Genomic DNA, 13,740 nt, shown 5'->3' with positions numbered 1-13,740 from the left:
CAAGTGACATTCGGGGAGCTTTAAGCTCCCCATCAGTTTCAACCTGCATACCACTGCTTTAGCTGAAAATCGTGTCATTAAGTTAATACAAGTAGGCGAAGATCATCCCCGGTCTGAAGTAACGACCAGCCGTATATTTCAAGCCAGTACTCAGTAACCATTTGTGTAAGCCTGCCAGCTTTTCTAGCGGGATTTCACCGCACACCATTTTAACAAAATTATCAGTATCTTTCGTCAAGGTTGGATTAATCCGACCGTCAGACAGCACACAGTTTTGAAATTTAAGTACACTTAGCCAGTTTTTCGCATCATTTTGCGTCAACTTAAAGGCTTCCATAAGATCTTTCTCATTGACAGACACCGAGCAATTGAACCCTTCTGGCGCTGCAAATGGAATTTTTGAATAGTCATAGAGTGCGGTATACACGGTATCCATCAATGTTTCTGCTTGCTGGTTTTTACCTGCCAGACTCAACGCCGTTGCGACACTAAACTGCACACCAATCCACACATCTTGAGCTTGAAATGCCTCATGCGGCGAACCATCGGCCAACGTCATATTCGCAACCCCAAGCTTAGGGCTGTTAATCTCAAAGTTGTGCTTATAAACATAGTCTAGTGCGCGTTGGATGTTCTCTTGCGGAAAAATACCGTCTAAGCCGATGAGCTTTAGGTAACTGTCGGCCAACAAGGCATCACCAAAACTGTTGTCAGAATCTGGCACTAAATCTAAGTATTCTTGAGTAAAGGCTTGTGGCGCAGTCTCACTCATCAAACGTTTCTTAGAGACTCTTTGAGATACCTTACTGATGCTGATGGAAGTATCCGTTTCATTGAGATAGGTATTGAGCGTGTTCTTGTCAGCAATCGCATCGCCAGTCAATGAAAGTCCTAAGGTTTCCAGAGCTTGATAGCCTTCACCTGTTAAATGCTTGGCTTGAACTGGCGTCACGAAGAAGTGGTAGTAACCCTCTTTGTCATCCCACAAGCTTTGCTCAACCGTGGCTAACGCCTTTTTAGAACGCGTTAAGTAACCGCTAGCTCGCACGCTTTCACCCATCAATTGTGCAAGTTCACTCGCGGCTTGCAGGCCTGCCACCCAAAGGCTCGCACAGTAAATTGAGATGCCATGAGACGCGAGGTTATCAAAGGTATCGTCTGTGCCACGGGTGAGTGGTAAATCGTCACCCTCAGCAATCAAGTTTGATAAGAAATCGATGCTTTCGGTTACTGCTTGCCAGCACTCTTTAACCACAGAGAGATCTTGCGTGTTTTGATAATGGCGGTACACCATCAGAATGTATTTCGGCGCTAAGTCCTTCCACTCTTTCACATTATGCCAGCTGTAGGCGTCAGGCTGGATATCGAATGGGCTGCCCAAGTCGTGGATTACTGCGCCTCGAATGGCACGTACGCCTTGGTACTTTTCATCAATCAATTCAGCATTCGGTGTCGCTTCGTATTCCCAGTAGCGGCGCTGAGTGAAATCTTCGGCTAAAATAGCTTTCGAGAACTCTTTCATCACACAACCATCAAGCTCAGGCAATAAGTAAAGCAGCGAGAATGAGCCGTAGAAATACACGTCCAGAGAGTTAAAGAATGGGTAGTCGACACACTCTTTCACTAAGAACTTGTCCTCTTTATCCCATACTGTCGATTCCGCTAAGAAGGACAATGAATTCATCGCCATCGTGGCATAGCGCAGTGCAGAATCAGGCTGTGATATCTTGCTTTGAGCTTGCTCTAGGAAAGTTGTTTGTTGTGCGACGATCTGCTTCTCTATGGTTTCGAGCTTTGGCAACATGTCTTCTAACATAGGTAATGCAGGCTTTACTTGCGGGTAGAATTGCGTGTAAGCCTTATCTGAGTGCCAACCATTAAGCATGACTTTGCTGTGTGCCATCACCTGTGCAAAACGCAGATCAACAGACTCACCCGCTTCCAATTCAACCTGAACCACCACCAATGCGCTCAACGCTTCACGCCCTGTGTAAATGCCGGTTTGGAACTCAGTGTTGGTACGGCCTGTTTTCAGTGCGAACTCTGTTTGCTGAGCAGTCTTAGAGGTATAAAGCGTTGGTTTGACAGAAATCGAGACCTTACCAGATTCAGTCAAATGGTTATCTGCTTGAACACCAAACACCACTTCGCCTTCAATATCACTTTGATAAGGCGATTGGCTAGACAATTGAACACCCGTAAAGCTGCCGCTTTCACCCTTTAAGTTAACCACTTCATGCTTCTGAGCAATCGGATTTTGAGACAAGGTACATGCCGAATCCTGAATACCATCACGGCCTTTTTGGTAGGTTGAGCCAATCAAGTTTTGAAGCGGCTGAGCAAGCGTAATCACGCGTGGTTGCGATGAGTTATTGGTTAATTCGAAGTGATTCCAGTGCATCGGTAAAGAACATAGGCGTTTGTTCTCTTTAACGATCGGAGAGACTACCTTACGCTTTATATTAATATCTTCGAAGCTACTGTATTTATATTCAGCCAGTGGATATAAAGCTTGGTATTCTATATCCCTGCCATTAACACTATCTATATCACTGCCACTGATACTATCCATATCATTATTATCACCCGCAGTGAGTGATAATAATCTCGTTGTATCATTTATTAATAAACCATTAAAGAAATCTAAGGCTACATATAATTGACAAATAGTTGAACCTGAATCTTCTTCAATCAACAATTGAGTCTTATTTGAAAATTCAACGTTCCATTTTGTAAAGTTAGCTTTATTTTCTTGGTAGAATCGACCATTTTTTAATGCTGCTTGAATGAGACTAATCGCATTCGACATTTCTCTACTTTCAATCTTTTTGCCATCAAACAAAGCAGGATAGAAGTTCAGGTGAACGCTTAGCTCTTGTTCATTAAAAACTTGCAGCGTGTCGATGGTTGGCACATTCATCACTGACGCATAAAAATCATTAAAATTAATAACTTGCTCTGAACAATCGACAAAGATTCCCGGAATAAAGCTGAAGTTAGGCGTGTTGCCGTTTGGTGTGAGTGTAAATGTGTTACCAATTCCGCCGACCGCCATACCGGTATTTTCTGGTGTAGTCGAAATTGGCGTGTACCAAGGTTGAATAAATTCAACTGCATCACCTTTTTTACACAAGTGTTCTGAATTTCCTGAGTAGCTCGTATATGGAATTTTATTATTCATTTTAAAACCGCCATTGAATATTTTTTTCTTCTTGTTAATATCTTTTAAAAATGGAGACATCAACATGTTTAAAATTATAAATGAAAAATTTGGAAATATTGACTCTGTCACATTAATAAACCACCAACATGGTATAGAACTTCAAATAATCAATGGATTTGGTGCTGTTATTAATAAGTATATCGTAAATAACAGTCCATTCTCTTTTATTTGTGGTTATCAGAATTATGATGAACTGATCAACCAACATCCGTTCTTTTCCCGCAGTGCTAAATTATTCCCTTTTCCAAACCGTTTAAACTTAGGTCGTTACAGTTTCGATAACCAAAACCATCAACTCCCAGCTAACTTTCCTTGGTCTGATCACGCCGTACACGGCCTGCTCTACAACCAACCTTTTTCAATCACAAACAGCGTAGCCACTGAGGAATCCGCCAGTGTGACGTTGCAGTATCAAACGTCGTCATTGCACCCTGCTTTCCCGTTTGCGTTCAACCTTGAAGTGACCTTCACTATCGACATCACGGGTAGACTCTCTTCCTCAACGACCGTTTCTAATCTGGGTGATTCAGCCTTCCCATTCGGTGATGCTTGGCACCCTTATTTTTCACTCGGCACTGAGCTAGCACAATGTGGACTCGCTATGTCGCCTTGCTCTGAGGTCATACACGAAAACGACCTACCCAATGGTGAAAAGCACGCTTTTGACCGTTTGTCTTTGGACGATTCACTCACCAATCAAAGCTTAAATCATTGCTTTGAATTTGATTCCAAGACAACCAATCAACTTGCGTTTACGCGCTCAGATTCGTCTGCCGCAATTCGCTACCAACAAGATGAAAGCTACCCATTCGTTCAGCTGTACACGCCGACGAGCGAGCAAAGTATTGCAATAGAACCAATGACTTGTCCAGCCGACGCATTCAATAACCAAATTGGCTTATTGACGCTTAGCCCGAACCAATCTCAAACCTTTACTTGGCAATGCCAAGCCACCTATCAGCCAACATAAAGAAAGCAAAGTAAAGCAACTGCTGTATGCGAAATCAGCCCCCAGAGAACGCATTGCTAACGAAACAACTGCAACGAAAGAAGCAAACTAAAGAAGCAATAAAGGGCGCATAAAGCGCCCTTCTCTTTGTTAACCTAAAATCACCTCGATGGTGTGCTCACCAGAGGTAAACACTGGCGCTTTGTTACCTGAAATCAGGTCACCATTCACCTTCATCTCTACCACTCCCTTACACACGTTATTTGGGTTGGTAACATGAATGTTGTAGGTCGCGCCACGGAACTGACGACGGACTTTGAACTCAGGCCACTCAGCAGGAATACATGGGTCCACCAGCAAGCCATCCACTTCAGGTCGAACACCCAGAATCCACTGCGTACCCGCCACGTAAGTCCAAGATGAAGTACCTGAAAGCCATGCATTTCGGCCTAAACCAAATTGCTTATGTTCATCACCCAAGATGTTTTGTGGATAGCAGTAAGGCTCAGATTCAAAGGTATCGATGTCGTCGTTCTTAGAAGCTGGGTTGATTTGGCGGTAGTACTCGTAAGCACGCTCACCGTTGCCCATTTTCGCTTCTGCGATCATCACCCATGGGTTTGAATGCAAGAAGATACCGCCGTTCTCTTTCGCACCTGGTGGGTAAGTCGATACACCACCTAGCTGCGGGTCAAAGCCGTTGTAACCCGGTGTTGAAAGCTTAATGCCATTCGCTGTATTCAGCTTGTTGTAAACCGAATCTAGCGCTTGCGTTGCACGTTCTTGTGTTGCAAAACCAGAGATCACAGGCCAGCTTTGACCGTTGGTGTAGATCTGCCCTTGCTCATTTTTATGAGAACCGATCGGCAAGCCTTGCTCATCAAAATAACGAACAAACCATTCGCCATCCCAGCCGCATTCATTGACGGTGCTCTGCATCTGTTGATACTGATCTTTAAACTTAGCCGTCAGTTGCGCTTCACCACGCAACTCACACAAGTCCAACATGTCGAGAAGTGCTTTGCCGTACATGTTAGCCACCATCATCGATTCTGCACCCGTTGGCAGGTTCACCGTGTCATTCCAGTCAGCGAAACCTAACAGCGGTAGGCCGTGCTCACCAGTATTGGTATAAGTAAATTCAATCGCGCGGCACAGGTGGTTCCAAACCGTTCCCGTTTCAACTGGATTGCCCGCTTTGTCTTTTTGATAGAACGGAATATCTTTATTCAAGAAGTCTGCATTGCCCGTTTCTTTCACATATTGAGTTACCGCGTAGATGATCCACAGGTGATCATCACCGTAGTAATCAGGGCGATCTTCCTCTTCACGCGAGTCACCCGCGTTCGCTTCCATCGTTGATGGGAAGAACTGATGCATCGCAGAACCGTTGGTGTTCTGAACAGAAAGCAGACGCTCAATGAACTCACGCGCCTCTTCTGGCATGTGAGTAATCACGCCCAACGTATCTTGCGAAGAGTCACGGAAACCGATACCACGAGCCCCATAACCAAGCTGATACAGAGACAGGTAACGAGACCAGTTCTTGGTTGTGTGGCACTGACGTGGGTTATGTACATTAAGCATAGAGTTCATTGCCGGATCTGGCGTTTCAACCTGAACCGCTTGCAGGTAACCATCCCAATGTTCAGCCAGTTCAGCGAAAGCAGAATCGACCACTTGATGGTCACGATATTTAGCCAGCAGAGGAAGTGCAGCTTCTAGGCTCTGTTCTTGCGCGATTTGTACAATCGTACGTTCTGTCTGCTCTGGAGATAACCAACCTAGGCGCAGGTTAAGTGCACCAATGTTGTCGCCACGTAAACACTCAGTATTACCTAATTCATCATTGTTTAGTGCTTCTGGTGCTGCCCATGTGCCGTAGCCCAAATTCCCTAGGAACGATTGGCGATCACCATCAAAAGACGTCGCAGGGCGATCCGCTGTCATCAGATTTACCGCGTAGTCACGCTTCATGAAAGCATACTGCTCAAGCACGGTGTGACCCGACTCTTGTTGGTGTGCTTTTAGCGTCATGGTTTGTGGAACCCAATCGGCATTCAGTAGTTGCTTAAGTGCATCGAAGTGTGTGAATTCGTATACAGGCACCACATCAACGTGCAGCGCTTTGTCTGAAATATTGGTCACTTTGATGTCTTGTAGCAGCACTTGGTCAGCTTTTGGTACAAAGAAGGTCGCTTCACAACGCACACCAAAGGCTTCTGCAATGATGGTGGTGTATGACAAACCCGTGTGATTTTCAAACTTATCGAGCGGCTTCAGAGTGGGTGTGTAGAACGGTGAGAATACTTCTACATTGCCCGCTTCATCACGCACCTTGAGGTACATTGTCGAGCCTTTGAAGTCTGAGTTTGGCAATTGAGCAATGTACTTAGTGATACGGTTGAGCGCAGGATCGCCCTTACATAACAACACGCCGCCGTTGCTATCTACAATGCCACCGAAATCTAATGTGCCCACATAGTTACACCATTTGATCGGTGTGCACGGTGTGGTTGCTACGTATTCTTTGTTTTTATCGTCAAAATATCCGAATTTCATCATCACTATCCCTAGCCCCTCCCAAATCAGGAGGAGCCAAAACAATTTGTCGTAAGTTGGTTGGTGTCAGCTCATGGCTGACTTAACCGTTTGAAATAGCCGTTTGAGTCAGGCTTCTCTCACTCGCCCTTGCAAATCAACTGGCTCTTGCAAATCAGCTCGCTAGCGAGTTCTCACTCAGAGCATCGAACAAGTGGAAAGCATCCAAATCCAAGTAAAGCGTCAGATCTTTTACATCCACTTCAGCTGCTTGGGTTTCAACCATCAACGGCTGACCGCCAATTTCTGTTTTCAAAAGAATGCTTGCGCCCAGTAATTCCTTGTCTTTGATTCTCACAGGGAATGGCAGCACGCGGTCGTGGTCCACTTGCTCAGCACGTAGGTGAATGTCTGTTGGACGAACACCAAAATGCAGCGCTAGGTTCTTAGACGCCAGAGACTTAAAGCGCTCAGGCAGTGGGATATGAACATCGCCAATTTCAACGAAGTACTCGCCTTCTTTTTCAATCAGTTTTGCTTCCAACATGTTCATTGACGGGTTACCAATGAATTGCGCGACAAACTTGTTTGCAGGACGTTGGAAAACCTCGGTCGGAGTACCAACTTGAGCAACATAACCGTCTTTCAGGATCACGATGCGATCCGCCAGTGTCATCGCTTCGATCTGATCGTGGGTTACGTAGATCGTTGTGGTTTTTAGTTCACGGTGTAGGTGTTTGATCTCTTCACGCATCACGCCACGCAGTTTGGCATCTAGGTTAGATAACGGCTCATCAAACAAGAAAACTTTCGGTGTGCGAACCATCGCGCGGCCCATTGCTACACGCTGACGCTGACCACCAGAAAGCTCTTTTGGCTTACGGTTCAGTAGCGGGTCAAGCTCTAGCATTTTCGCCGCTTTTAGAACTTCTACGTCGATTTCAGCTTTAGGCATACCTTTCAGTTTTAGTGCAAAGGCGATGTTCTCGTACACCGTCATATGTGGGTACAGAGCGTAGCTTTGGAATACCATCGCTAAGTCACGGTCTTTCGCGTCGACTTTATTCATCAACTTGCCGCCAACCACGATGTCACCAGAACTGATACTTTCAAGGCCAGCAAGCATGCGTAGCGTTGTCGATTTACCACAGCCAGATGGGCCAAGGAAAACCACGAACTCACCGTCTTCAACCGTAAAATCAAACTCTTTGACGACTTCAACATCACCGAATGATTTTTTGATATTCTTAAATTCTACTTTAGCCATTATCTATTCTCCTCAGCGCGCTCTTGAAGCATGTTTCGGTACGCAATTGCGCTCTGTTTCAATGTTCTTTCTTGGGTGGTGTAGTCAACATGGACAATGCCGAAACGCTGGCAGTAGCCGAATGCCCACTCAAAGTTATCCATCAGGCTCCAAGCGAAGTAACCATCGACTTTCACACCCGCTTCAACCGCGTTATGCACCGCTTCGATATGACCTTGGAAATAACGAACTCGTTGCTCATCCATCACTTGTCCGTTTACGCGCTCGTCGTTACCTGCAGCACCGTTCTCAGTGATGTAGATAGGCGGCATATTTTCGTAACGAGCATCCAGTCTTACCAATAAATCGGTTAGACCTTGTGGGTTGATTTCCCAACCGATGTAAGTATGTTCAGCGTCAGTCTGTTTTACTGATTCAATATCCCCGTTCTCGTTGAAGCGAGCGACATTGCGTGTGTAGTAGTTAATACCGATGTAATCAACCGGTGCACTGATGATGTCTAGATCGCCTTCTAAAATCATCGGCATGTTCATCGCTTGGCGCTCAACGACCAGTTGTGGGTATTCGCCCTTCAATACTGGGTCAATGAACCAGTGGTAGTTCTCTGCTTCGCAGTAGTCGGCTGCCCCTTGATCTTGTGGCGTCAGCGGGTAAGCCGGGGTCGCGTTGAATACCACACCATGCTTCGCGTGAGGTGCATTCTTGCGAAGGATCGGCATTGCCAAACCATGAGCCAACATTAGATGGTGAGACGCTAGGTAGCCCTCTTTTTCACCCTTGATACCTGGCGCGTGTTCGCCCCAGCGGTAGCCCAGGAATGCAGACACAAACGGTTCATTGAGCGTGGTGTACACGTCAATGTTATCGCCAAAGTACTTACTCACCACTTCTGCGTATTCTGCGAATTTGTAAGACGTTTCACGGTTTAGCCAACCGCCTTTATCTTCAAGGTATTGCGGAAGATCCCAGTGGTACAAAGTCACATACACTTTCATGCCACGAGCATGACACTCGTCGATGATCTGACCGTAAAACTCTAGGCCTTGCTGGTTCACTACACCGTCTTGCGGCAAGATACGCGGCCATGCAATTGATAGGCGGTAAGCATCAACACCTAAGCCTTGAATCATCTCGATATCTTGTTGCCATAAGTGGTAGTGGTCACACGCCACATCACCATTGTCGCCGTTATCGACCTTGCCCGGCGTCTTGCAGAAAGTGTCCCAGATAGACGGTGTACGACCGCCCTCTTCAACGCCGCCTTCAATTTGGTATGAAGATGTCGCGACACCGAATACAAATTCCTTACTGCGTAACTTTGAATCACTTGGAAGTTGATATTTATTCATTTTTATAACCCTTAAACCTAACCTTTGACTGCGCCGGACGTTAAACCACTGATCATCTGTTTCGATGCGAACAGGTAAGTAATCACGAGCGGTAAAATAGAAATTGTGGTGCCTAGCATTACCGCGCCCCATGGCGTATTCGGAATGCCTTGAACGCTTCGTAGCGCCTGTGTAATCACGTAATTATCTGGGTTGTTAAGCACCACGAGAGGCTGCATAAACATGTTCCAGAAGAAAACGAACTGAACGATAGCCAGTGTTGCTAAGGCAGGCTTCATCAGTGGCAATACCACACTCCAGTACGTTCTGAACTCACCAGCACCATCCAATTTCGCTGCTTCAAGTAGCTCTTTTGGAATCGATGCAATCACGTGCTGACGCATCAAAAAGATCCCAAATGGTGTGGTGGTGAACGGTAGCCATACCGCCATGTGGTTATCCAACAAGCCTAAGAATTTCACGATCATGAAGTAAGGGATCAAGCTAAGCACAGGCGGAATCGCCATTGAGCCAACCAGCATGCCGAACAACACGTTCTTACCGCGGAACTTAAACACAGCAAACGCGTAGCCACCCATGCTACAAAACAGCAGCGAGATGGTGGTGCCTAAGAAAGCCACGTAAATCGAGTTAAACATCGCTTTCCAAAACGGCATGATTTCAAGCAATTTGGCGTAGTTAATCGCCAGGCTATCGCCTATCGCAAAGCTAATGCCCGTACCGAAAATTTCAGAACGGTCACGCGTTGATAGCAGTGCCGACCACACAAATGGGAAGACTGTAATCAGCGCTGAAACAACCAGTAAGATGCCTAACATGACCATCAAGATCTTAGTCAGAATGTACATGCTGCGTTCGCTTGGCATCAGTCCACTTAGTGGTGAGGTATTTGTCTTAATTGATGTCGACATCTTAATGTTCCCCTAAGCCTTTCTTACCGAAGAGTAAAAATTGAACCAATGTACAAGTCGCGATGAGTGCAAACAGTAACCACGAGATAGCAGATGCTGTGCCCATTTCTAGCCATTCCCAACCCACTTTGTAGAGGTACATCGAGATAGTTAAACCAGATTGGCCAGTACCACCTGTACCACGTGTTAGTACGAACGGTTCTTCAAACATTTGCAGGTTACCGATGATGGTCATCGTGATAGCAAAGAAGATGAATGGACGAATCATTGGTAGTGAAATGTTCCAGAAGCGGCGGAAGGCATTGGCACCATCCATACGTGCGGCTTCTAAGATGTCTTTAGGAATCGTCATTAAACCTGTGGTGTAAAGGACGATGTTAAAACCGGTGTATTTCCAGAAAACCATGATTGCGATAGACGGCTTCACCATAGTGGCATCGTCTAACCAACGGATTGGTTGGAAATCGTTAACCCAAGCAAATGCCCAACCAAACAACGTGCTATCGGCCAGAGCCATCAGCGTTTGGTTAATAATTCCTGAGTTAGGAGAATACATATTGAAGAAAATCAGTGACGCTGCGACCGTTGATGTAATGAACGGTAGAAAGTACGCCGATGTTAGCCAGTGACGCATACGGTCACCCATTGAAACCAACATGTAAGCCACTGGAATAGCGACTAAGTGCTGAGCCACGCCTGAAGTGATCGCTAGCCAAAGCGTGTTCTTCAATGAACGCCATAGCCATGGGTCCGTTAAAGCAATGTGATAGTTCTCAAAACCAACGAACTCCATCGCATCCATACCTCTTACCGGGTTCCACTCGTGGAACGACAGGTAAACAGAGAACAACAGCGGGAAGATCCCAAATACAGAAAAAATGATCAGAAACGGCAGAAGAAATCCATACGGTGTAAGCGCTTTCAAATTTAGACGAGAAAAAAGGCTTTTGTCCGCAGGTTCTATCGTTGTGCTCGCTGTATGATTCATAGTAACGACCTCTTAAAAAGGAAGCGCGTTATCCACGCTTCCTCACTTACTTAAAGTAAAAACAAATTAAAGATTACGCGTGCGACGCTTGATTAGACGCTCTGCCTCTTTAAGCGCAGTCTTGATGTCCTTACCTTCATCAAGTACTTCCATCAATGCGTTCTCTAAGATAATAGAACGTGCAACGTGGTCGCCTTGTGCTGGAGAGACGGGTTTGATGTTTTGCGCCACTTCAGCAAAAAGAAGACGGGCTTTTTGTCCACCGAGGAACTCCATCTCTTCTTGGAAAAGCTCATCGTCATACGTGGTGATGTTCGCAGGGAAAGCGGCAATCGTTTCGAAGTGCTTAAGCTGTACTTCACGGTCAGTCGTCATGTATTCAATAAGCGCCCAAGCTTCATCTGGATTGTCTGATTGAGTTGGAATTGAAAGGAATGAACCACCCCAGCTGCCGTAGATACCATCAGGTAGGTTTTCTACTGCCCACTTACCTTTAGTTTCAGGTGCAATCCAGTTGTTTAGGTGACCAAGAAGCCAAGCGCCAGAAAGTTGAGTTGCAAATGTGCCGTTGCGGAAGCCTTCGTACCATTCGTTAGACCAAGCCAAAATGCGGCCGTCTAAGCCTTTGTCGCGAATCTCTTTTGCTACTTCAAAAGCATGAACAAAACGCTCAGATGTCACCACTGGGTTGCCATCTTTATCGAAGTACAGACCTTCACCTTCAGGAACCGTCGTGAAGATGATCGCTTGTGCCACGTCGGCTGCCGAAGCGATAAGTTGTACGTTTTGCTCTTTCAGTTTTTCACCAGCAGCTATGTATGAATCCCAATCTTTGATTGCTTCTTCTACATCAATGCCCGCTTTTTCGAATACGTCGGTGCGGTAGTACATAACACCTGGACCTAGGTCGACAGGGATACCATACATATCGCCGTCAGCGCCTTTGCCTTGTGCCCATGCGTAAGGTGCGAATCGTTCTTCGTATTTATCTGCACCGTAGTTTTCAGACAGGTTAACTAGGCCGCCAGAGCCAACAAATGGACCAATTTTCTCAACGTCGACAACAATCACATCACCGGCACCAGAGCCCGTTGCAAGGTTCGTTGTGAGTTTCGTGTGGTGGTCACCGTGGTTGTTCATAAGGTAATCAACTTTAATCCCCGTTTCCTTTTCGAAATCAGGCAGTAATACCTTCAGGCTGCTATCGAAATCAGGGAAACCGTCGAAACGAATTTCTTTGTCTGCTGCATTTGCAGCTGTTGTACCTAATCCTAAAGCAACCGCGCATGAAAGCGCTAAGGTCTTAAATTTCATGTTCTATCCTTAATATTTTTATAGGGTAACTGGTAAATCCGATACCGAGTTTCTAGTGACCAACGTCGGCAGCAATTTAAAGTTCACGTCATGTTTTATTTTTTTTAGCTTCTGTAGAGTGAGCTGTACTGCTTCAACGCTCATCTCTTCAATAGGGAAATTAATGGTGGTCAAACTAGGGGTCAGATAGCGCGCGAAGATGGTGTTATCGAAGCCCACCAGTGATACATCTTTAGGAACAGACAGTCCCTCTTGATGCAACACCTCGAAGGCGCCAAATGCCATGTGGTCATTCGAAGCAAATACTGCTGTGAAATGACACTTACGATTAATCAGCTTCTTCATAGCACTGATGCCCGTCTCTTCAGTAAAGCCCGCTTCCGAGACTAATGCTTCATCGTATGGCACACCCGCTTCTTCCAAGGCCTTTCGATACCCCTGCAAACGCCCCCTAGCATCTGCTTTATCTAAAGGCCCGGTAATACACGCGATATCTGTATGTCCCTTTTGCAAAAGATATTGAGTAGCGAGTAGCCCCCCGACTTCGTTATCAATATCAATGCAACTCATCGCCATTTCTGGGATGAAGCGGTTAATTAAAACCACAGGGGTCCCCTGTTCTTCCAATTCAATTAAATAATCATCACTGAGCAGTTGAGTATGAAGAATCAAAGCATCAACACGACGCCCCAACAGAAACTCCACAGACTCACGTTGCCCTTGCTCAGTATTCGAACCCGCTGTAACCACAGCGTGGTAACCAAAGCGGCGTAGGTTTTCTTCTATGCAATGCAAAATGCCTGAATAGAAAGAACCGCCAAGTTCTGGAACAACAACACCCACACTACCAGTACGACTTGAAGCCAAGGCTTGAGCGATAGAGTTCGGGCGATAACCCAATTCTTTGATCGCTTTTTCAACCTTTAATTTCTTGTCATGACTGACTCTGCTAGTGCCATTAATAACCCTAGACACTGTCGCCTGAGACACACCTGCATGTTCTGATACGTGTTTAATTGTTGCCACTCGAACCTCGATACTTCATTAGCTTGTAACCGCTTACAAAACGATTATTAAAGAAAGGCGTCTTGGTTGAAGTGAGTGTCATCACACTAAACCTCGAGCTAAAAAGGCCAGTTGTGGAAATCATGAAAGCGCTTACAGATTCACTTCACGCCATGAAACAGTTTCATGAGAT

At 45.8% G+C, this 13,740-nt stretch carries 9 protein-coding genes; 1 reads left to right on the top strand and 8 read right to left on the bottom strand.

Annotated elements, in window-relative coordinates; all coding sequences use genetic code 11:
• Positions 1-82: 82 nt before the first annotated feature.
• A complete protein-coding gene (locus tag L3V36_RS04685; protein WP_208774388.1) occupies positions 83-3,181 on the bottom strand; it encodes a GH116 family glycosyl hydrolase in 3,099 nt (1,032 codons plus the stop codon).
• A 64-nt stretch (positions 3,182-3,245) separates the two neighbouring features.
• Between L3V36_RS04685 and L3V36_RS04680 the strand changes: the two genes are divergently transcribed.
• Positions 3,246-4,193, top strand: a complete 948-nt coding sequence (locus L3V36_RS04680) for an aldose 1-epimerase (RefSeq protein ID WP_108207053.1) — start codon at positions 3,246-3,248, stop codon at positions 4,191-4,193.
• A 129-nt stretch (positions 4,194-4,322) separates the two neighbouring features.
• On the opposite strand, the gene L3V36_RS04675 is transcribed toward L3V36_RS04680, so the two are convergent.
• The 7 genes from L3V36_RS04675 to L3V36_RS04645 form a co-directional block, all read right to left on the bottom strand.
• Positions 4,323-6,737 (bottom strand): glycosyl transferase, encoded by a 2,415-nt coding sequence (locus L3V36_RS04675; protein ID WP_208774390.1) that lies wholly within the window; start codon positions 6,735-6,737, stop codon positions 4,323-4,325.
• 151 nt (positions 6,738-6,888) lie between these two features.
• Complete coding sequence (gene ugpC, locus L3V36_RS04670; protein WP_017083014.1) at positions 6,889-7,980, bottom strand: sn-glycerol-3-phosphate ABC transporter ATP-binding protein UgpC; 1,092 nt, start codon at positions 7,978-7,980, stop codon at positions 6,889-6,891.
• On the bottom strand, positions 7,980-9,329 hold the full coding sequence (locus tag L3V36_RS04665) for a GH1 family beta-glucosidase (protein WP_208774391.1): 1,350 nt from the start codon (positions 9,327-9,329) through the stop codon (positions 7,980-7,982). The genes ugpC and L3V36_RS04665 overlap by 1 nt, the downstream gene beginning before the upstream one ends.
• 17 nt (positions 9,330-9,346) lie before the next feature.
• Positions 9,347-10,195 (bottom strand): carbohydrate ABC transporter permease, encoded by an 849-nt coding sequence (locus L3V36_RS04660; protein WP_017077012.1) that lies wholly within the window; start codon positions 10,193-10,195, stop codon positions 9,347-9,349.
• Between the two features lie 46 nt (positions 10,196-10,241).
• Entirely contained in the window at positions 10,242-11,228 is a 987-nt protein-coding gene (locus tag L3V36_RS04655) for a sugar ABC transporter permease (protein ID WP_009846152.1), read from the bottom strand.
• Positions 11,229-11,294: 66 nt separating this feature from the next.
• On the bottom strand, positions 11,295-12,542 hold the full coding sequence (locus L3V36_RS04650; protein WP_017083012.1) for an extracellular solute-binding protein: 1,248 nt from the start codon (positions 12,540-12,542) through the stop codon (positions 11,295-11,297).
• A gap of 18 nt (positions 12,543-12,560) precedes the next feature.
• Complete coding sequence (locus L3V36_RS04645) at positions 12,561-13,568, bottom strand: LacI family DNA-binding transcriptional regulator (protein ID WP_009846150.1); 1,008 nt, start codon at positions 13,566-13,568, stop codon at positions 12,561-12,563.
• Positions 13,569-13,740: the final 172 nt, after the last annotated feature.

Source organism: Vibrio sp. G-C-1, from assembly GCF_021728015.1.
Lineage (GTDB): Bacteria > Pseudomonadota > Gammaproteobacteria > Enterobacterales > Vibrionaceae > Vibrio > Vibrio splendidus.
Note: the sequence above shows the minus strand (reverse complement) of the source record. Positions and strands in the feature narration are given on the sequence as shown.